Annotated in this window: 15 protein-coding genes and 1 CRISPR repeat array; of the genes, 14 read left to right on the plus strand and 1 reads right to left on the minus strand. The window is 32.1% G+C overall.

The genetic code is table 11. From position 1 onward, the window contains the following. Positions 1–24: 24 nt before the first annotated feature. From BCF58_RS01200 to cas2, 14 genes are all read left to right on the plus strand, one after another. Complete coding sequence (locus tag BCF58_RS01200; protein WP_147462000.1) at positions 25–2,853, plus strand: hypothetical protein; 2,829 nt, start codon at positions 25–27, stop codon at positions 2,851–2,853. 11 nt (positions 2,854–2,864) lie between these two features. After that, positions 2,865–6,455: a DUF6443 domain-containing protein gene (locus tag BCF58_RS17530; protein ID WP_185144816.1), complete on the plus strand. Its 3,591-nt coding sequence runs from the start codon at positions 2,865–2,867 to the stop codon at positions 6,453–6,455. Then, positions 6,442–6,927, plus strand: a complete 486-nt coding sequence (locus BCF58_RS01210; RefSeq protein WP_121459981.1) for an ankyrin repeat domain-containing protein — start codon at positions 6,442–6,444, stop codon at positions 6,925–6,927. Before BCF58_RS17530 ends, BCF58_RS01210 begins: the two co-directional genes overlap by 14 nt. 88 nt (positions 6,928–7,015) lie before the next feature. After that, positions 7,016–7,648 carry an immunity protein Imm33 domain-containing protein gene (locus BCF58_RS17550; protein ID WP_228434700.1) on the plus strand — a complete coding sequence of 211 codons (633 nt, stop codon included), beginning with the start codon at positions 7,016–7,018 and terminating at the stop codon, positions 7,646–7,648. Positions 7,649–7,864: 216 nt separating this feature from the next. Further along, positions 7,865–8,656 carry a hypothetical protein gene (locus BCF58_RS01220; RefSeq protein ID WP_121459982.1) on the plus strand — a complete coding sequence of 264 codons (792 nt, stop codon included), beginning with the start codon at positions 7,865–7,867 and terminating at the stop codon, positions 8,654–8,656. 75 nt (positions 8,657–8,731) lie between these two features. Continuing rightward, positions 8,732–9,520: a hypothetical protein gene (locus BCF58_RS01225; RefSeq protein WP_121459983.1), complete on the plus strand. Its 789-nt coding sequence runs from the start codon at positions 8,732–8,734 to the stop codon at positions 9,518–9,520. Between the two features lie 109 nt (positions 9,521–9,629). Then, positions 9,630–9,908, plus strand: a complete 279-nt coding sequence (locus BCF58_RS01230; RefSeq protein ID WP_121459984.1) for a helix-turn-helix transcriptional regulator — start codon at positions 9,630–9,632, stop codon at positions 9,906–9,908. Between the two features lie 10 nt (positions 9,909–9,918). Then, positions 9,919–10,353, plus strand: coding sequence for a hypothetical protein (locus tag BCF58_RS01235; RefSeq protein WP_121459985.1), 435 nt, complete (start codon positions 9,919–9,921; stop codon positions 10,351–10,353). 101 nt (positions 10,354–10,454) lie between these two features. After that, complete coding sequence (locus BCF58_RS01240; protein WP_147462001.1) at positions 10,455–11,468, plus strand: hypothetical protein; 1,014 nt, start codon at positions 10,455–10,457, stop codon at positions 11,466–11,468. Between the two features lie 11 nt (positions 11,469–11,479). Then, on the plus strand, positions 11,480–11,797 hold the full coding sequence (locus BCF58_RS01245) for a hypothetical protein (protein ID WP_121459987.1): 318 nt from the start codon (positions 11,480–11,482) through the stop codon (positions 11,795–11,797). A gap of 225 nt (positions 11,798–12,022) precedes the next feature. Beyond that, complete coding sequence (locus tag BCF58_RS01250; protein ID WP_121459988.1) at positions 12,023–12,613, plus strand: hypothetical protein; 591 nt, start codon at positions 12,023–12,025, stop codon at positions 12,611–12,613. A 243-nt stretch (positions 12,614–12,856) separates the two neighbouring features. Beyond that, a complete protein-coding gene (gene cas9, locus BCF58_RS01255) occupies positions 12,857–17,146 on the plus strand; it encodes a type II CRISPR RNA-guided endonuclease Cas9 (RefSeq protein WP_228434701.1) in 4,290 nt (1,429 codons plus the stop codon). 7 nt (positions 17,147–17,153) lie between these two features. After that, complete coding sequence (gene cas1, locus BCF58_RS01260) at positions 17,154–18,047, plus strand: type II CRISPR-associated endonuclease Cas1 (RefSeq protein ID WP_121459989.1); 894 nt, start codon at positions 17,154–17,156, stop codon at positions 18,045–18,047. Then, the gene (cas2, locus tag BCF58_RS01265) at positions 18,044–18,382 is read left to right on the plus strand and encodes a CRISPR-associated endonuclease Cas2 (RefSeq protein ID WP_121459990.1); all 339 of its coding nucleotides are present in this window, start codon (positions 18,044–18,046) and stop codon (positions 18,380–18,382) included. Before cas1 ends, cas2 begins: the two co-directional genes overlap by 4 nt. A gap of 57 nt (positions 18,383–18,439) precedes the next feature. Next, positions 18,440–19,718: direct repeats of the CRISPR family, unit length 47 nt; unit sequence GTTGTGACTAATCACGAAGATAATAATTTTTGAAAGCAATTCACAAC. Positions 19,719–20,057: 339 nt separating this feature from the next. Here the strand turns inward: cas2 and BCF58_RS01270 are convergent. Further along, a complete protein-coding gene (locus tag BCF58_RS01270) occupies positions 20,058–21,332 on the minus strand; it encodes a site-specific integrase (protein ID WP_121459991.1) in 1,275 nt (424 codons plus the stop codon). Positions 21,333–21,336: the final 4 nt, after the last annotated feature.

A 21,336-nucleotide genomic window follows, 5' to 3' on the forward strand; every position in this document is an offset into this window, starting at 1 on the left:
AATTTTGGAGATTTTTCCAAGCCTGTGGCGTCAGTATCCTCTTTGGCCACCTATAATAAGACACCTGTATCATTAGCCGTTGGCACTACAAATGTGACTATTCCACTATTGACACTATCTTCAAAATCCAAAAATGTCACTATGCCAATACAGCTATCGTATAATCCGATGAATTTGAAGGTAACTGAGCCCGCAAGTGAAGTAGGAACCGGATGGTCATTATTTGGAGGAGGAGTTATATCAAGAGAAAATATTGGGCCTATAAACGAAGCTAAATACCGCCCCAATGCAACTGATTATAAGGCTGATGAATTTGATGATGTATTTCACTATAACTTACCAGGTATTTCAGGAAGATTTAGGTTTAACCGAAATATTATTAACAACACAATTGATGTAGAAAATCTTTCCCCTAACAAGGTGAAAATAACTTACATTAGAAATAGTGATCTCAATTTCTTTAAGATCAATAGTTTTACCATTACTGATGAAAAAGGATACAAGTATATCTTTAGCGATTACAGTGAGAGTTCAAGAGATGAAATCGCTTTGTATAGATCAGCTTTCTTTTTAACACAAATTAGATTGCCGAATGATATTCCTGTGGTGAGTTTAGAATATAGAAAAGATGATAAGCACCTTAGCGATGATCCCCTTTCAGGAGTTATCTATAGAAGTTGTAAGCTCACTAAAATAATCTCTGAAGGAGTAGGTTCAATTGAAATTACTTATGTGTATGATGCTAATAAGGAAAACTCAATGAACGATCCATATAGCATTTCTCAGATCCTACTTAAAAATATGCAAGGGAATAGTATCTCTGGATATAGGTTTTCCTATACAGATCAAGGACTTTACACAATCGCGAGTGAGAGTAATGGTCGCAGAATGCTAGATAAACTTATTAAGCTAAATAAGGATTTAGTAGAGTACGAAAAAACAAAGTTTACTTATTATAATCCTAATGGAGGAGAAGTACACCCTTTTGGCCCATATTATTGGACCCCGACTTTTGATTCAAACAATGTTCGTGCTTATATTCTTCCCGGATTACTGAAGAATATAATTTCTCCAACCGGCGGTGTTGTTGAGTATAATTATGAACCACATGAAGTATTCTTCAATAGAAATACGCCGGAGTATTTGCAGCACATGCAGTCTAGTAAGGGAATTGTTGATCCCATAATTCAGTATCAGGGAGATTTTGCTTCGGTTTTAAATATGGATACTAATCAAAGTTCAACTTATAATTTAACTATTTCAGGAGACCCGGTTAAGCAGAAAACGGTATATTTTCAGTTTGCCATTGATGAATTGTATCAACCGGGTATTTGGGTTCCGGACCCTCCTACAGATCCTAACGATAATCCGGATCCCAATAATCCAGGAGGAAGTCCCGGAGGTCATTATCATACCGAGCTAAAATATGTCCTGAAAAAAGATGGAGTGATAATAAATTCTTATAACAATTCAAATACACAAACAGATTATTATCTGTATCCCGGAAATTATACTATTGAAGTAACTGGGACAGGAGGGAAAGCAAGGTTGTTGCAAGCCGAAATAAAACTAAAAAACCCTCCATATATCAACAAGAATATTGCTCTTGAGTATGGTGCCAGAATAAAGAGTATTAAAAATTACAATAGTAGTTCTGAAATCATACCAGTGATTACTGAGTCTTTCTCATATAATAATTTCAATGACATTAATAGTTCCAGTGGCTACCTATTTTGCAACGAAGCAGAGGACGAGAATATTACTCCGGGTTATGTCCTCTATAAGAATATAACAACAACAGATGAACAAAACGGTTATAGTAGATACTATTACAAAACGCCTAATGACTATCCTAAAGTACCTTATACAGTAGATGGTAATTCTACAGAGTTTTGGGCAAATTACATGATAGCTAGGTCGGGTATTTTGGAAAGAAAAGAAGTTTACAATGCTCTAGATAACCTATTGTCCTCAACAGATTATAGCACCACCCTTGAAACACTAAATAATGTTCCTGATTTGAAGATAAATGGATTTAATGGTATTCCAACAAGATATACCAAGCCGGCTTATGTCAAAAATACGATGGAGATATCCAGAACTTATGCTGGTAGCCAGTATATGGAAAATAAAATTGAAATTACAAATAACAATATTGGGAATTATGAACCGGCATATGTGAAAGAATCTGCCTCTGATGGCACTATATCAGAAAAATGGGTAAGATATGCTCTGGACAAAAACAATACACGTCTTTTGAATGCCAATATGGTATCGGTTCCATTGGAAATTGAAACAAAAGTAAATGGAAAATTGATAGGGAAAATTGAAACAAAATATGATGATATAAGCCACCTTTATCCGTCTTCAACAGTAACTACCAACCCCAATGATGGAAGTGTTAAAACATTTGAGAAGTTTGATTCATTTGATATGTATGGAAAAATACGCCAATTGACAGAAAGTATTAGTGAAGCTACAGGAATCGGAGTATCTAGTACAATTATTTGGGGATACAATCAAACTTTACCAATAGCAAAAATTGAAGGAGCTAAACTATCAGATATTGGAAATCTTGCAGATGATATTATTGCAAAGTCAAATGCTGATATAAATACGTCCACAGAAGTTTCTCTTATCAATGCGTTAGACACTTTTAGAACTCATCCAGCATTAAAGGAATTTGAAATTACGACTTTTACCTATGATCCTTTAGTGGGAATTACCACAATCACTCCGTCTAATGGAATGAGAGAAACCTTTGTTTATGATAATAATAGGCTGAAATCTACTTTAAACGTAAATGGAAACATTGTTCAGGAGTATAAGTATAATATGAAGCCACAACCCTAAAAAACATGAATATGAAAAAGACCATATCAATAATTACATTTCTAATGATTGCTTGGTTTCAGGCACAGAATTTAACAATAACTGAAAATTATGTCTATAACAGGACATATCTTGAAGCCGTAACATCAGAACAACCCGGTGCTAAACAGTTACAAAGTATTCAATATTTTGACGGTTTAGGAAGGCCAAAACAAAATACCGCCATTAAAGCTTCTCCTTCGGGAAAAGATATTGTTATCCCTTCGGTTTTTGATAATGATGGGAAACAAACGAAATTGTATTTACCCTTACCTACAGATTCTCAAAACGGAGCTTTCCTTACCGCAGCTACAGAAAATGCTGTGAATACCTACTATGGTGTTAGTAATGCATTCTCTGAGGTGAAAGTTGAAAAATCACCATTAGCAAGAATTGAAAAATCAGCATCTTCGGGTCCAGACTGGCAAATAGGGGGAAACCACACCCGAAAAACAGAATACCTTCTAAATACTGTAAATGAAGTAAAAAGATTTAGATCGGTTTCTACATGGAATACTTCAACACAAATTAATGATGTGTCTGTTACCATTGCTTCTGACGATACATATACCTCCAATGGGTATTATAATGCTAACATATTGTTCAAGTTTGTTACAAAAGATGAAGATGATAATGAAACGCATACGTATACGAACGATAAAAATCAAAATATACTAGTAAGAAAAATCAATAAGAAATCGGACGGAAGTATAGAAAACTTTGATACTTACTATGTGTATGACGAGTATGGGAACATTTCATTAATTATTCCTCCTAAAGCTGCAATTTCCCCTTTAACATCAATTTTAGCAGATCAATTATGCTATCAGTATAAATATGATAAATACAATAGGCTGGTGGAAGTTAAACTGCCTGGAAAAGACTGGGAATATATGGTCTATGACAACCAGAACAGATTGGTTGCCACTCAAGATGGGAATCTAAGAGCAAAAGGTCAGTGGGTATATTCGAAATATGATCAATTCGGGAGAATTGCTTTTTCTGGAATAGCGACAGGTTCTTCAAGAACTACTGAGCAATCAGCTGCTAATTCCTTTGGAATAAATAATGTTAAAAGGACCGATTTTGTATCTTTCAACATGCAAGGTTTGGATGTGTACTATGACCATAATGGTACCTATCCTGGAAATATCGGGGTTACCTTATTGTCTGTTAATTATTATGATACTTATCCTGGTGGGTCTCCCATTCAACCGACACAGATTCAAAATCAAACTACCTTATCTTCCTCGCCTGCAACTATTGCTTCAAATGGCTTTGCATCTATCAGGAGCACCAAAGCATTTCCAACTGTTAGTTATATCAAAAATATTGAGAACGATAACTGGTCTTCTTCTGTTATTTGGTACGATACTTTGGGAAGACCCATAGGTACTTATGGAAAAAACCATTTGGGTGGTTTTACTAAAACTGAAAGCGTACTTGACTTTGCAGGAAACGCAACTGAAGTCAATACTTATCATTCCAAAAATACCTCCGCAACTGAGGTTACGGTAAAGGACAGGTTTGTTTACACGCAACAGAATTATTTATCAAAACATTATCAGCAGATCAATTCCAATGCCGAAGAACTGCTTGCTGAGTATACTTATAACGATCTTGGACAGCTTATCAATAGAAAAACGGGTAATAATCTTCAAAGCGTAGACTATGTTTACAATATCAAGGGTTGGCTGACCAAAGTCAATGATCCGGCGAACCTGAATGGGAAACTTTTCGGATATGAACTAAAATATACCAATCCTATTTATCCCGGCTATTCCTCACCAAGATATAACGGTAATATTGCACAGGTAGATTGGGCGACTGGAAATGATGGTGTGTTAAGAAGATATTCTTATCAGTATGATGCTTTAAACAGATTAGTGGATGCTAATTACTCAGAAACGACTAGTACTGTTCCAATAAATGAGTTTTTTAGTGAATCTGTGGCATATGATTTTAATGGGAATATTACTAATTTCTATCGTAACTCGAAAGGTTTAAATGGAACGGCAGAACAAATTGACAGGCTTGAATATAGTTATGATGGAAACAGGTTGAAATTCGTAAAAGATGCAAGTCACAATATTTCTGGTTATCCAGATGGGGGAAACTTTATCTCTTACGATGCTAATGGTAATATGACCAATCATGTTGATAAAGGTTATACTGGGATCATTTATAATTTCCTGAATCTTCCTTCAAAATTCACTCATACCAATAAAGCTCTTGCTACTAATTATATCTATGCTGCCGATGGAACTAAAATGCAGATGAGCAATGGAGCGGCGGTGAGTGATTACTTGGGGAATTTTCAATATACAAGTACATCCGGAGCAATTACCTCGTCTGTTTTATCTAATGAAGAAGGTTATTTCGATTTTATCAACAACAGGTACGTATATCAATACAAAGATCACTTAGGAAATATCAGAATTTCTTACACAAAAGGTAGTGATGGCAAGCCTGTTATATTGGAAGAGAATAATTATTATGCTTTCGGCTTAAAACACTCAGGATATAATACAGGAGATACAACTAACAATAATTTTAAATATCTTTATAACGGAAAAGAATTGCAAACCAATGGTAATTTAGATTACGGTTGGAGGCAGTATATGCCGGATTTAGGGAGATGGAATGGGATTGACCAGCTTTCTGAAAAATTCCATTTTACCAGCCCATACGCCTATGTTAGTAACAACCCGATTTCTAACATAGACCCTGACGGAAGGAATATATATAAGACAGCCTCTGGATGGGAAGTTACTGGTAGCGATATTTCATCGGTTAGTGCTTATTTTGATAATGGAGGCACACTAAAGGATTTGGATACAGCATTCAATTCATGGTTAGATGGTGGAGGCTCATTATTAGGTAACACTGGTGGATTTTGGAATGATTTTGATGAGACTATTCCGCTTCCTGAAGTTATCATTAAAGCAAAAGGGAACAAGCATAACTGGAATTTAGGAGAAAATTACCTGGTTAATATGCTTGCCATGAGGATGGCATTCAATCAAGCTATTGCTGGGTGGAACTATTCAAATGGCGCGACGACTTTTGATCCGATGACGTGGGTAAGAAATGATGGGCCTATTAGGTATATTGGGGGTGCAGGTGATCCTTGGGGAATTTGGGAAGTAGCGGGAATTGCTGCCTCATCTTCGGACAAATCAGAAATGAATTTGGCAGCTATACCATTATTGGTGCTGACAAGAAATGGCGATGATGCACTGAAGATATTAGCTGCAGAGAAAGGCTCTTTAAAAATGCCCTATAGCAAAAGTAGGCCATCATATGCTAAAGGGCAAGTAGATGAGGTTTGGGAAGCGGCAAAACAGAAAAATGGTAAAGTTTACGATCCAAATACAGGGGAAGAACTTATATGGGATAAAACAGTAAAACCTAGATCATGGGATATGGGACATTTACCAGGACATGAATACAGAACATTGCATGAAAAATACATGAGTGGAAAAATAACAAAAGCAGAGTTTTTAAAAGAATATAGAGACCCTAAAAATTATCAACCAGAATCAAAATCAGCAAATAGAAGTCATAAATATGAACAAAAATAGTATAAATGAAGTTTTTCATATGGTCGATCTTAATAATTTGGAAGACTTAAGAAAAATTGTAGATGAGAGTAATGTCAATCTTTTTGTAAATGAGTTTGAACAAAATCTTTTACATATGGCGATTACAAGAAACTCTACCGAGGTATTTGATTACCTTTTATATTGTGATATAGATGTAAACAAATTGGATAAAGACGGCAAAACTCCATTACATTATAGTACAGCTTATAGTAACTATGATTTTACAAAAAAATTATTAGAATCTACAGGTATTGAAAAAGATATAAGAGATCAATATGGTAATAATCCCATGTGGGTTGCAGTTTTTAATTCTCGCGGATCCTATGATGTAGTTAAATTATTAATGGAGCACAAAGCTGATGCAAAATCTAAAAATAATAGTGGTAGATCTGCTTTAGATTTTGCAAAACAAATTGAAGATGAGGAATTAATAGAAATTCTTGAGTCCTAATGATTAACAATTAAAACTTAAGAAGGTATCCTTTTGAGATACCTTCTTTTAGAAGCTTTCTCCAAAAAGCATATACAATTTAAATAATATGGTATCCTATGAAGGAATTGAAATAAATGTAAATGATAACATTTATCTGGAAACTAAAGGGATAAATTCTTATTTAGATAAGGAAATTAGGGTTTCTATTGGTAACCAACACCAAGATGATTATATAGATGTTATTAAATATATAATAGATTACATTATTGAAAACAAACCTATTATTTCTGAAAATCAGAATATAGGATATTATTCATGGCTTTTGCAATTTCGATTAGAAAATAAAAACTATTTTGATCTTTATGAAGTAAATTCCGATGGGAATGATTTTAATAAAGGCTGTGATATAGCAATTTCAATCACTAGAAGTCAATCTGAATTATGTTCACATTATGGCCTGCCTGCTCAATTTCCTAATTTTAATCAGATGATTGTTATTTCTGATGGAGTTTATGAGGGAAAAGATATTGAAGGAATCAGATATGAGTCGCCTGAACATATGTCAGGATGGTGGTTAATTACTGATGATTATGATAATAATATTGAATCTTTAAAGACAGTTCATTTTCACCATGTAGTTTTTACCCGACCGGATATTTTAAAATATTTGTCTTTGCCATTTGGTTATAGATTTTTAATGCAAAACGGAAATGTTGAAGTATATAAAAATGACGAATAATAGTTAGAAGATTATATCTATCTTTCAAAAAAAGAAAAAATCTGATTCACAAACAATTATAGAACCTCCACTAGTTTGGAGGTTTTTTTATAACCATTTCAATTTTAAAGGCTTTACTACAGTATTGCTAAAATATTTTTTATACGACATCCTTTGTCGCATTAGCTTATTAATTTAGTGTCTGCTAACTAAGTCACTATTTTAAAATGAAATACAATGGAAGGTACAAAATATCAAAAAGAAGTTGAAGAATTAAAAATGGAATTATTTGGATATAAAGTATTATCCTATGAAGTTGATTTGGTTGGAGGGTTGGAAAAATCTATGAACATGGTTTTCCAAAAACTTAATAAAGCTTTTGAGTTTAATAGCCCTATTGCGGAGGATGAAATATTACAGTTAGGAAATGATATTCAGCGTAGAGCCGTTGAGATATTTTCACTTTCTTCACAAGAAATGAAGGTATTTGAAACTTTTAAATATGCATTAAACCCGGAAGATAAAACGATTTACTTTCAAAGTAAATGCATATTGGAGGTACTTTCAAACTATTTATTATCCATTGAATCCAAATTGGATTTTGATGATAATGACCCAATTTTTGACCTTTTACATTACCTGTATAATTCCAATATTGAAGATGATAAAGAAGAGGCTTTAAATATCCTGATTGAATTTAATCTAAAATTATATGGTTTTATCATATACAGGGATTATTTAAAAATCATAGGGTTTCTAAACAATGATTTTTTAATTTCCCCTCATGACAACCATATCCCGATCAGGATTGCGATGTTGGATTCCCTCAACCTTATCAGTGAGCTTAATAACAGCGTTCCCAACAAAGAAAATATTTACAGGATTATTCATGCTATTGTAGGAGGAAATGAAGACAACGTAAAAAAATATTGTCTGTCATTAATTGGTAAAAATAGTTTGTCACAAAAGCAGATCACCAAAAAGCACAAAGAGTTTGCACAAAAATATATTAATGAAAAGAAGATATAATAAAGACTAGGTATTATTTATCATCATCTATTATGATTTATTTTTATCTTGTATTAAGATTTAAATTATTGAAAAATGGATGTAACAATTGATAAAAAAATATTGGATGATTTGGAAAAAGGTTTTTTTATAAATACAATATTGTCTTATGAGCCATATCTTATTCATAATTTGGAAACAAGTATTAATGTACAATTTGAAGATTTTTACAATATTTTTGAAAGTCAAGTCCCCCTTATAAGTGAAGGCGATGATTTTGATGTTATAGAAAACCAACAATTTTATTTAAATACATTTTCTCTGAATGATTATTTAGATGTCTTTAATAACTTTGAATATGCGATAAATACTAAAAATAAAAAAATATACTTTGCAAGCAGTGATATTTTAGAAATTTTCTCAAAATTTTTAGTAAAGGTTAAAGGTGAGTTAACATTTACAGAAAACGATCCTGTATTTGATTTTGCATATTATAATTTTCATCCTGACGCAGAAGAATACAGACAGGCAACTGTTAAAATAATTATAGATTTTGGATTGAAATTAAATGGCTTTTTACTTTACCGAGATTTTGAAATTATTTTTAAACAGATAAATAAAGAGTTGATAATTCAGCCCAATGATAACCATATCCCAATTAGAATTGCCATATTGGATTCCTTAAACCTTATCAATGACCTTAATAATAATGTCCCCAATAAAGAAAATATCTACAGGATTATTCATGCTATTGTTGGAGGAAATGAAGACAATGTGAAAAAATATTGTTTGTCATTAATTGGTAAAAATAGTTTGTCACAAAAGCAGATCACCAAAAAGCACAAAGAATTTGCACAAAAATATATTAATGAAAAGAAATTCTGATTTAATTAAAATAGACCCCAACTGTACCCTAAGCATACCCCTAAAGAGTAAAATACGGTAAGCATATTTTAAACCTTTGTATTGTGAAACAAACAAAAATCACAATACAATGGAATCTATTAATTTTATCGGGGTTGAGCCTGAAAACCTCATCAATGAAATCGTAAGTAAGGTAAAAGAATCCTTGCTTACAGACTTAGAAAAAACTTTCAAGGAAAAAGAGCCGAAACGCTATCTTTCCGCAGATGACATCTGCGAACGCTTCGGAGTATCAAAACCCACCATCCATGAGTGGCGTAAACGCGGAATTCTGAAATCCTATAAACTCGGTTCCAGGGTTTATTACAGATTGGATGAGATAGAAAATGCAATGATTGTTAACGATTAAATTTTCTATCATGCCAATCTCTAACAACAATTACCGAACTATTATATACAAGTTAGATGAGGTCAAAAAGACCTTTCGACAGTATAAAATACAGGATGACATACAACCAACTATAGAAAGCCATTTTCTGCCTGAATTGCTTCGTGTTGAAAAGAATAACGGGTACAATACCTTTAGCGGGTTTAACAACCTTTTACAGCTCCGTGATGTCTCCAATTGGTCTTTATGCACAAGACAAGGTTTAAAACCTACCGGAATCAATCATTTCTATAGCACAGACTTATTTATAGAAAATGACAGACTGTTATGTATTCTCTACTATCCAAAAGAAGGTCAAATCATTGAATTAAATGTTTTCCGGGAATTTTACCCATGTAAGAAATCAGGAATTCCGGAAAGAGTAAGAGAAATTACTCAAAGTATAGCCCATAAAAAAGAGATATAAAACTTATATCCCTTTCGTTGTTCAAACTTGACAAAGATGAGAATCTTTTGTCTTTACAAAGACAAGAAAATATGCCGACCGACTTTGTAAAATTTCAATATATGGATAAGAATTATGAGCTTCCCACGGATAAGACCGATTTTATTATTTCCGTGAATAATGAGACAGGAGAGACCGATGATAAAAAAGAGGGTAAATATTTTGGTATGCAGATCATTAAATATTCCTCAGGTCGTGTGATGATTAAGGGAAGCATTCACAAATTTTTTAACCGTACCGATTTTAACGGAAACGATTTTGATATGCAAAACCTTTCCATTGCACTCAAAGACCTTGAAACAGAAATAGGCTTAAAACCTGAATACTGCAAACTGGAAAATATCGAAATAGGAGTGAATATACAATTACCATTCAATCCCAATAAGATATTACAAAACTTACTCTTTCACCGATCCGTAGAATTTAATAAAACCATTTCCGGAGCTTTTTATTACCAATCGGCAAAGAGAGACTATATTGTTAAAATATACAATAAAACAGCACAGTATGAAAAGAAACTAAAGAAGTATTCCGAGAATCAAAGCTTTATGAAACCTGACGAAAAGAAGCAGTTTACGTTATTCAAAAAGACAGTAAACGAACATTTACAACCCAATACCTTACGATTTGAGTTGAAGTTTTTAAAAATGAATGTGTTGAATGATCTGGGTATTGTATATCTATCAGACCTTATAAAACCTGAAATGGTGGATACATTCAAAAACCTATTATTAAAAGAATTTGAGGAAGTCTATTTCTATGACTACACTACCGATGAAACCAACATGAAAAAAACAGAAATAAACAAGCTCAAAGATTACCGGAATCCTAATTACTGGGTCAACCTCAACAAAAAAGATAAATATTACCACAAGAGAAAGTTTCAGGAAATGACATTGAAATATTCTCAAAATATAAAAGCAAAAGTTTTGGAACTGATAAAACAGAAAATAGAAAAGATGAGAGAAAAAAGTTTAGACTTTTCGACCGACAATTTTACAGAAAATGGAAAACGGAAATTTAGACTTTTCGACCGTTCAGATATAGGGTCAAAAAGTCCAAAATTAACCACTTAAAACTAAGAGAGATGAAAAAGATAGTTTCAACGAAAAATAAGGCTCAAAATGCAGATATTGAGAATTGTGATTTATTAAAAAATAGGCAGGAAAATGAAAAAGATAGTAAAGGAGGCAACAGAGAAAAAAAACAGGAAGAACAGGAATTTGAAGTAAAGATGTTGGAAATTGATTTTGTAGAATTAGATATGAGTTTTTTGGATATATTAGATATTGAAGTTGACTTATATGAATTGGAAATAACAGAGTTGATTTTAGAAATGCCGGAAATAGATTTAGATTTTCCCGAATTTGAAATACTGGATTTTGACCTGTTTACTGATGAATAGAGAGGTTTTAAAAGTAAACATACCGTATTTAACAGATGTCGTTTCTGGATATATTTTAAAACGCTTGTAAGTGCTATAAACAAAGGGTTTGCAATGAAAACAAGCTAAAGTAGGTGTAAAGTTCCTTAATAATTTAGGTTATTAATTTGAATTGAAAAAGAAAACGCAAAATTAAGCAGAACAAATATAAATACTAATAGAAACTAACATTTAAAAGTTAAAATTATGGGAAGATGGAGCAATTGCCCTGATGAAGTCGAAAGCTTGAAAAATATTACAATTAATGATTTAAAAAAATTGTGTTACTTGCAACCTAATGTGTACCTCAACAGAAATATTTTCTGGACGAACCAGATAGGAGAGAGAACAAGTTCTATTACCATTGTAATAGATACTTCCGATACCGATGGTTACATTACTTTTGATTATACTTACAACCAATCACAAAAGATCAATTATAAAGTTCGCTTAATTACCCGTCCTTCCAATTTAGGAAATGGTTTGTTATGGTTTTTTGTTTGTCCCAGTACACAAAAAGTTTGCAGGAAATTACATCTTAACAGCGGATACTTTCTACACCGGACAGCATTTAATGGTGTCTATTATGAAAAACAGTTACAGTCTAAGAAATGGAGAGAATGGGAAAGGATGTTTGGTTCTTTCTTAGATGATAAGATCTATGAAGAAATGAATAAAAAGCATTTTAAGAAATATTATAAAGGTAAGCCAACAAAAAAATATCTACAACTCATGAAGAAAATTAATTCCAGAAAAGTCGTCAATTTTGAAGATATTGAGAAAGCTTTATTGTTGTAAGATTTGTTTTATAGCAGTTTATCAGATTTGGTTGTATAGGAATGTAAGGAATTTAAAGAAAAATGCCCCGAAGATAGTCGAGGCGCTAAATGTTTTCACAACGGAATAATCCTTATTGTGAATTGCTTTCAAAAATTTATAATTCAAATATAACGAAATCCATTTTACATATCAATAAGGAAAACCGTAATTTAAATATTTTTTTTCTGCTTATTTTTATGTGTTTACAAAACTACAATTGCTATGATTAAAAATATACTTGGATTAGACTTAGGTACAAATTCAATCGGTTGGGCACTAGTTCGGCAGGATTTTGAAAATAAATTAGGTGAAATTCTTGGAATGGGAAGCAGGATTATTCCTATGTCTCAGGATATTTTGGGAGAATTTGGAAAAGGTAATTCTGTTTCTCAAACCGCAGAACGTACAGGCTACAGAAGTGTAAGAAGGTTGCGTGAAAGATTTTTATTACGTAGAGAAAGACTTCACAGGGTTTTGAATGTCTTAGGCTTTTTGCCAGAACATTACGCTTTACAGATTGATTTTGAAAATAGATTTGGTAAGTTTAGAGCCGAAACAGAGCCTAAATTGGTTTATGATGATGAGGGATTTATTTTTAAAAATTCCTTTGAAGAAATGCTCTCAGATTTCAAAAAACATCAACCTAGGCTTTTAGAAAATAACAGGAAAATTCCTTATGATTGGACAATTTATTATCTCCGAAAAAAGGCACTTACTCAAAAAATTGAGAAAGAAGAACTAGTCTGGATTCTTTTGAACTTTAATCAGAAGCGTGGTTATTACCAGTTGAGAGGTGAAGAGGAAGAAGAGAACCCTAATAAATTAGTGGAATTTTATTCTTTAAAAATTATAGATGTTTTAGCCGATGAACCTCAAAGAGGAAAACCGGATATTTGGTATTCACTGATTTTAGAAAACGGATGGATTTACAGACGATCGAGTAAAATTCCTTTATTTGATTGGAAAGATAAGATAAAAGATTTTATTGTAACTATTGATTTAAGTGATGATGGAAGCATTAAAAAGGATAGAGAAGGAAATGAGAAAAGGAGTTTTCGAGCACCAAGTGAAAATGATTGGACACTTGTAAAAAAGAAAACAGAGCAGGAAATCGACCAATCGCATAAAACTGTTGGAACATATATTTATGAAACTTTGCTTCAAAATCCCAAGCAAAAAATTAAAGGAAAACTAGTTCGTACAATTGAAAGAAAATTCTATAGAACTGAACTCAAACAAATTCTGGAAAAACAGAAAGAGTTTCATCCGGAATTACAAAATGATGATTTATATAATGATTGCGTGAGAGAATTATACCGCAATAATGAAACTCATCAACTGACATTGAGCAAAAAAGATTTTGTTCACTTATTTTTGAATGATATTATTTTTTACCAAAGACCTTTAAAAAGTCAGAAATCTTCTATTTCCAACTGTACTCTTGAATTCAGAAAATATAAAGATGAAAATAAAGTAGATCAGACACAATATTTGAAAACTATTCCAAAATCAAATCCATATTATCAGGAATTTCGTATTTGGCAGTGGGTGTTTAATTTGAATATTTACAAAAAAGATGATGATACGAATGTAACTAAAGAATTTTTAAGAAATATTCAAGACTATGAAACTCTGTTTGGCTTCTTAAATAACAGGAAAGAGGTGGATCAAAAAGCATTGTTAAAACACTTTAAATTAAATGAAAAAACACATCGTTGGAATTATGTAGAAGACAAAAAGTACCCCTGTAATGAAACCAAAACAATGATTTTGACGAGGTTGGAAAAAGTTGAAAATTGTTTGGTTAATTTCCTGACAAGAGAAATGGAACAAAGTATATGGCACATTATCTATTCCGTCAATGATAAAACAGAATATGAAAAAGCATTAAAATCATTTGCCAGAAGAAATAATTTAGATGAAAGTTCATTTTTTGAAGCCTTTAGAAAATTCCCGCCATTCAAAAGTGAATATGGTTCTTTTTCAGAAAAAGCGATTAAGAAATTGCTGCCAATAATGCGTTTGGGAAAATATTGGAATTGGGAAAATATTGATGAAAAATCTCAAGAAAGAATTGGAAAAATTATCACAGGAGAATTTGATGAGAATATCAAAGATAAAGTCAGGGAAAAAGTATTACATCTTACGAATGAAAAACATTTTCAGGGTTTGCCATTATGGTTGACTCAATATATAGTTTACGGACGTCATTCGGAAGCTTCAGTTTTAGGAAAATGGAATTCTGCAGATGATTTAGAAGAGTTCCTAAAAGAATTTAAACAACATTCGCTTCGTAATCCAATTGTAGAGCAAGTGATTACCGAAACCTTACGCGTTGTAAAAGATATTTGGTTGAAATATGGGAACGGAGCAAAAGATTTCTTTAATGAAATTCATATTGAGTTAGGAAGAGAAATGAAGCTTCCCGCTGAGGAAAGAGAAAAACTAACTCGACAAATTTCTGAAAATGAAAATACCAGTCTTCGAATTAAAGCTTTATTAGCTGAAATGATGAATGATAATGAAGTCGAAAATGTTCGTCCTTTTTCTCCGATGCAACAGGAAATTCTTAAAATTTATGAAGAGGGGGTTTTAAATTCTGATATTGAAATTGAAGATGAATATTTAAAAATCAGTAAAACAGCACAGCCTTCTTCATCCGATTTAAAGCGTTATAAGCTTTGGCTCGAGCAGAAATACCGCTCACCCTATACAGGAGAAATTATTCCGTTAAACAAATTATTTACTCCTGAATACGAGATTGAGCATATTATCCCTCAAAGCCGTTATTTTGATGATAGTTTCAGTAATAAAATTATATGTGAATCAGCAGTTAATAAATTGAAAGATAATCACATTGGTCTTGGTTTTATTAAACAGTTTCACGGAACAACTGTAGAATGCGGTTTGGGAAGGAATGTAAGAATTTTTGAAGTAGAAGCCTATGAAGATTTTGTAAAGAAACACTACGCTAAAAACCGTAGTAAGAGAACAAAACTTCTTTTAGAGGAAATTCCTGAAAAAATGATTGAACGCCAGTTGAATGATACAAGATACATCAGCAAATATATTTCAGGAGTACTTTCTAATATTGTTAGAATAGAAGACGGAACAGATGAAGGAGTAAATTCTAAAAATATTGTTCCGGGAAATGGAAAAATCACAACACAATTGAAACAAGATTGGGGATTGAGTGATGTCTGGAATGAATTAATACTTCCACGTTTTGAAAGAATGAACCAATTGACCAATTCAAGTGATTTTACAGTATGGAGTAAAAATCATCAGAAATTCTTACCTACAGTTCCAGTTGAATTTTCAAAAGGATTCTCTAAAAAAAGGATAGATCACCGACATCATGCAATGGATGCTTTGGTAATTGCATGTGCAACAAAAGATCATATTAACCTTCTAAATAATCAATCAGCAAAATCAGATACCAAAAGATACGATTTAAAGAGAAAGCTGATGAAATTTGAAAAGGTAGTTTATAATCATCCTCAAACCGACGAAAAAGTTGAAAAAGATGTTCCTAAACAATTTTTGAAACCTTGGAATAACTTTTCTGTTGATGCGAAAAACAAATTGGAAACAATTATTGTAAGCTTTAAGCAAAATTTGCGTGTTATTAATAAAGCTACTAATAATTATGAAAAATGGATTGAAAAAAATGGCGTTAAAACAAAAGAACTGGTAAAGCAAAAAGGGATAAATTGGGCGATACGAAAACCAATGCATAAAGAAACTGTTTCAGGAAAAGTTGATTTATCATGGGTTAAAGTTCCGAAAGGCAAAATATTAACGGCGACAAGAAAAAGTGTAGATTCTTCATTTGACCTGAAAACAATTGCTTCAATTACCGATACAGGGATTCAGAAGATTCTGAAAAATTATTTGGAGTTTAAAGGCAGTCCTGAATTAGCATTTTCTCCGGAAGGAATTGAGGATATGAACAGAAATATCGAAAAATTTAATGAAGGTAAACCACATCAACCTATTAATAAAGTCAGAATTTTTGAGCTTGGAAGTAAATTTCCCGTAGGACAAACAGGGAATAAAAAAAATAAATATGTAGAGGCTGCCAAAGGAACAAATCTGTTTTTTGCTGTATATGAAAATAAAAACGGGAAAAGAAGTTATGAAACAATTCCATTAAATGAAGTAATTGAAAGACAAAAACAAGGTTTGGATTCTGTTCTATTTAAAAGTAAAGAAGACTTCTTACTATGCCCAAATGATTTAGTTTATATTCCTTCAGGCGATGAGGTTGAAAATGTGTATAATATAGATTTTGAGAATTTTACGAAGCAAAAAATGGCAAATATTTATAAAGTGGTTAGCTTTTCTGGAAGTCAGATATTTTTTATTCAGCAGAATGTTTCTGTATCAATTGTAAATAAAACCGAATTTTCCACTTTAAATAAAATGGAAAGGTCGATTGATGGATTAATGATTAAAGATAATTGTGTTAAGTTGAAAATAGATCGTTTAGGTAATATTTTAAAAACATAATATTAAGATGATCACCCGTTCAATTTACATTGGCAATCCAGCATATCTGAAATTAAAAGACGAACAGATGAAAATCCTTTGCCCGGAAACAAAAGTGGAAAAGGGAAGTGTTCCTGTTGAAGATCTGGGATTATTAATGTTGGATCATTTTCAGATTACTATATCACATAATCTGATTCAGAAAATGATGGGAAATAACGTTGTTGTAATTAGTTGTGACAACCATCATTTGCCACATGGAATAATGTTGCCGCTTTACGGACATACAGAACATTCCGAGCGGGTGAAAGATCAACTAGAAGCAAGCGAACCTTTGAAAAAACAACTCTGGAAACAAACCATAGAATGTAAGATTGAAAACCAGAAAAATGTTTTAGTAAAACTGGGAAACTATCACGAACCATTGATTGAATATCAAAAAAATGTAAAGTCCGGCGATATTACTAATATGGAAGGAATTGCAGCACAACATTATTGGAAATATTTGATTAGTCTGGATTTTTTAAGAGAACGTTTTGGTGATTATCCCAATCTGTTTTTTAATTTTGGATATTCGGTTTTGAGAAGTATTGTAGCAAGAGCAATAGTGGAGACTGGTTTATTGCCTGTTCTTGGGATTTTTCATAAAAATAAATATAATCCTTATTGTCTTGCCGATGATTTAATGGAACCTTATCGTCCTTTTGTTGATTTATTGGTTATGCAATGGCTTGAAAAAAATCCTGCGACTGAAGAATTAAATAAAGAATTTAAAGCTCATATTCTGCAGATTGCAACAAAAGATGTAAAAATTGGTGGTAAAATCAGACCATTACTGATTGCAGTAAAAACAACCGCAACGTCACTTTATAAATGTTATACAGGTGAAAAGCGATTAATATCTTATCCTGAACTAAGATGAATGCCGAAAGGTTTAATGCTTACCGAATTATGTGGGTTTTAGTATTATATGATCTTCCAACCGAAACTAAAGCTAATATGCAGGATGCGAATCGTTTTCGAAAATCGCTTATTGACGATGGTTTTACATTATTTCAGTTCTCAATGTATGTTCGTCACTGTCCGAGCCGGGAAAATGCTGAAGTTCACATCAAAAGAGTAAAGTTTATACTTCCTAAAGCCGGAAAAGTTGCTATTATGTGTATTACAGACAAACAATTTGGGGACATCGAAATTTTCTTTGCCAGAAATAAGGAAGAACCACCTCCGACCTTCCAACAACTAGAATTATTCTAAATTTTAAATTCTAAAAATAAAAACAATCTGCTGAAAATCAATAGATTGTTTTTTGAGGTTGTGACTAATCACGAAGATAATAATTTTTGAAAGCAATTCACAACTAATTTTACAGGATGAACATCTATAGGGTTGTTGTGACTAATCACGAAGATAATAATTTTTGAAAGCAATTCACAACAGTAACACATCCGGTAGCGGTGTCCCACTCGTTGTGACTAATCACGAAGATAATAATTTTTGAAAGCAATTCACAACTATAGTCTCAAGGACCTGTTTTGATGAAATGTTGTGACTAATCACGAAGATAATAATTTTTGAAAGCAATTCACAACAAATGCTGAAGCGGGGATCTTTTCTAAATCGTTGTGACTAATCACGAAGATAATAATTTTTGAAAGCAATTCACAACGTCTTCCTGATGCGTCTACTGGGATTAGTGGTTGTGACTAATCACGAAGATAATAATTTTTGAAAGCAATTCACAACGGTATGATTATGATGATAAAGGTTCTGTTAGTTGTGACTAATCACGAAGATAATAATTTTTGAAAGCAATTCACAACTTAGAGGTATGCCAACTTTAGCCCCTATATGTTGTGACTAATCACGAAGATAATAATTTTTGAAAGCAATTCACAACTAAAATTATTACAAGTCGTAAAGTTACTCAGTTGTGACTAATCACGAAGATAATAATTTTTGAAAGCAATTCACAACTAAGGATCAGATCGCCTTTTTCATTCTTAAGTTGTGACTAATCACGAAGATAATAATTTTTGAAAGCAATTCACAACTGCTGATACCTCCATCACTGTTTCCAGCCCGTTGTGACTAATCACTAAGATAATAATTTTTGAAAGCAATTCACAACGGAAGTTGAGTTCACGAAAACTGGTATCAAGTTGTGACTAATCACGAAGATAATAATTTTTGAAAGCAATTCACAACAGCTTCGGTAATTAACCGCGCGGTGTTATTGTTGTGACTAATCACGAAGATAATAATTTTTGAAAGCAATTCACAACGCTTTTGTTCGGCATCTGTATAGATATATTGTTGTGACTAATCACGAAGATAATAATTTTTGAAAGCAATTCACAACCGCTTACTCGGATTGGAACTCAACTTTTGAGTTGTGACTAATCACGAAGATAATAATTTTTGAAAGCAATTCACAACACGAACCAATGATGATTGATCAGACTTACTGTTGTGACTAATCACGAAGATAATAATTTTTGAAAGCAATTCACAACAGCAATGCAGCCGCATCTTTATAGTCTTGTGTTGTGACTAATCACGAAGATAATAATTTTTGAAAGCAATTCACAACTGGCAAGCATGTTGGAAATTGCATCCGGATGTTGTGACTAATCACGAAGATAATAATTTTTTGAAAACAACTCACACTTATTAGCATTTCATAAATAAGTGAGGTCAATTATGAAAATAAGAATAAACTTATTGACTAATGGTTGACTAAAAAAATAAAAACCACTTGATTATCAAGTGGTTTAATTTCAGATTGTAGACCCACAGGGATCAATGTTTATAAATTATATTAAATCATTATTAATTGAAATGCTTTATTAAAAGCTAAAACGATTTATTATCAATCTTTAATAATCTTATTCAAGCTATAAAAAGTGTGTATAAAACTGTGTATAAAATCTTATTTTTTATTGAACTTATTCATTTCGGATTTTTTTAAATCATCTACAATTGCAATGTAAGGTTTCATTGATTGATAATCCTTATGTCCAGTCCATTTCATTATTACTTCAGCTGGAATACCCAAATATAGACTATTTACTATGAAGGTTTTACGGCCAATATGAGAACTCATCATTTCATAAAATGGATAGACTTCATCAAATCTTTTTTCTCCAATAAAATATACGTAATTAACTGGTTCATCAAATTCTAAAATACTTCCTATTATTTTTATCTGTTCATTAATTTCCTTTTCACTTTTTACTGGAAGAGATTTTACGCCTTGAAGGCTACTATATTTTGATAAGATTTCTTTAGTATAATCGTTCAAATCGATTTTAATTGCATCCGTTGTTTTCTGTGTTGTAACATAAAAGAAATCATCCCGGATCTGAGTTTTTTTTAAAGCAAATACATCTGAATATCTTAATGAACTAAAACAACAAAATGCAATAATATCCCTTGTTTCTTCCAAGTGTTTTTCTGATGGTTTAAATTTGTGATTATAAAATTTCATTAACCTTTCCCAATTCATAAAAATTGGCTCGTTCAGATCAAAATTTGCACCCTTAAACTTTGGATAGAAAGTTTCATGTAAATCTCCATCATAAAAGCCTTTTTTCTTTGCCCATTTTAGGACGGTTCTAACATCCTTAATAGTTCTGGACACGGTTGTATTTTTGTGTGGAGCACCAGGTTTACCCGTTTTAATGTTAATAGGTTCGGTTTGGAAATATTTCACAAATTTCACTAAATCTTTTTCCGTAACATTCTTTATGATTAGGTTGCTATTATAAAAATTCAAGTGATTTTCCAGTTTTTTAAATCTGTCATAATTTGATTTTGTCCAGGAATCCCTTTCTCCTGTTTCGTTTGCATACTCTAAAGCTGATTGAGCAAAAGTAGGATTAATAATTTTTTTTTTAGATTCAGATCTGCCATTTTTCTCACTAAATTTCAATTGGAGTTCTTCGGAGGAGGGGAATCTATTTTCTAAAATTTCAAACTCATCAAAAATTTTTTTTATGGTTTCTTCAATTTTATCCAGATCTTTATTCCTTGAATCTTTACGATTAACAATTCTTTGGTGTTCTTTATCCCATTCGGATGCTTTAACAGTAATTCCAGTGTATAACTCGGGACGATTTGAATTGAAGGAAACGAATGCCCTAACAGGACTGTCAAGGTCTTTTTTTGATTTATTTATATAGAAATTTACTTTATGTTTGAGCATTTAA

This window comes from Chryseobacterium defluvii, from assembly GCF_003634775.1.
GTDB classification, from domain to species: Bacteria; Bacteroidota; Bacteroidia; order Flavobacteriales; family Weeksellaceae; genus Chryseobacterium; species Chryseobacterium defluvii.

Excerpts from the sequence above, each read along its gene's own strand:
- BCF58_RS17530 (WP_185144816.1), top strand. The coding sequence starts at position 2,865 with ATGAAAAAGACCATATCAATAATTACATTTCTAATGATTGCTTGGTTT.
- BCF58_RS01210 (WP_121459981.1), top strand. The coding sequence starts at position 6,442 with ATGAACAAAAATAGTATAAATGAAGTTTTTCATATGGTCGATCTTAAT.
- BCF58_RS17550 (WP_228434700.1), top strand. The coding sequence starts at position 7,016 with ATGGTATCCTATGAAGGAATTGAAATAAATGTAAATGATAACATTTAT.
- BCF58_RS01220 (WP_121459982.1), top strand. The coding sequence starts at position 7,865 with ATGGAAGGTACAAAATATCAAAAAGAAGTTGAAGAATTAAAAATGGAA.
- BCF58_RS01225 (WP_121459983.1), top strand. The coding sequence starts at position 8,732 with ATGGATGTAACAATTGATAAAAAAATATTGGATGATTTGGAAAAAGGT.
- BCF58_RS01230 (WP_121459984.1), top strand. The coding sequence starts at position 9,630 with ATGGAATCTATTAATTTTATCGGGGTTGAGCCTGAAAACCTCATCAAT.
- BCF58_RS01235 (WP_121459985.1), top strand. The coding sequence starts at position 9,919 with ATGCCAATCTCTAACAACAATTACCGAACTATTATATACAAGTTAGAT.
- BCF58_RS01240 (WP_147462001.1), top strand. The coding sequence starts at position 10,455 with ATGGATAAGAATTATGAGCTTCCCACGGATAAGACCGATTTTATTATT.
- BCF58_RS01245 (WP_121459987.1), top strand. The coding sequence starts at position 11,480 with ATGAAAAAGATAGTTTCAACGAAAAATAAGGCTCAAAATGCAGATATT.
- BCF58_RS01250 (WP_121459988.1), top strand. The coding sequence starts at position 12,023 with ATGGGAAGATGGAGCAATTGCCCTGATGAAGTCGAAAGCTTGAAAAAT.
- cas9 (WP_228434701.1), top strand. The coding sequence starts at position 12,857 with ATGATTAAAAATATACTTGGATTAGACTTAGGTACAAATTCAATCGGT.
- cas1 (WP_121459989.1), top strand. The coding sequence starts at position 17,154 with ATGATCACCCGTTCAATTTACATTGGCAATCCAGCATATCTGAAATTA.
- cas2 (WP_121459990.1), top strand. The coding sequence starts at position 18,044 with ATGAATGCCGAAAGGTTTAATGCTTACCGAATTATGTGGGTTTTAGTA.
- BCF58_RS01270 (WP_121459991.1), bottom strand. The coding sequence starts at position 21,332 with ATGCTCAAACATAAAGTAAATTTCTATATAAATAAATCAAAAAAAGAC.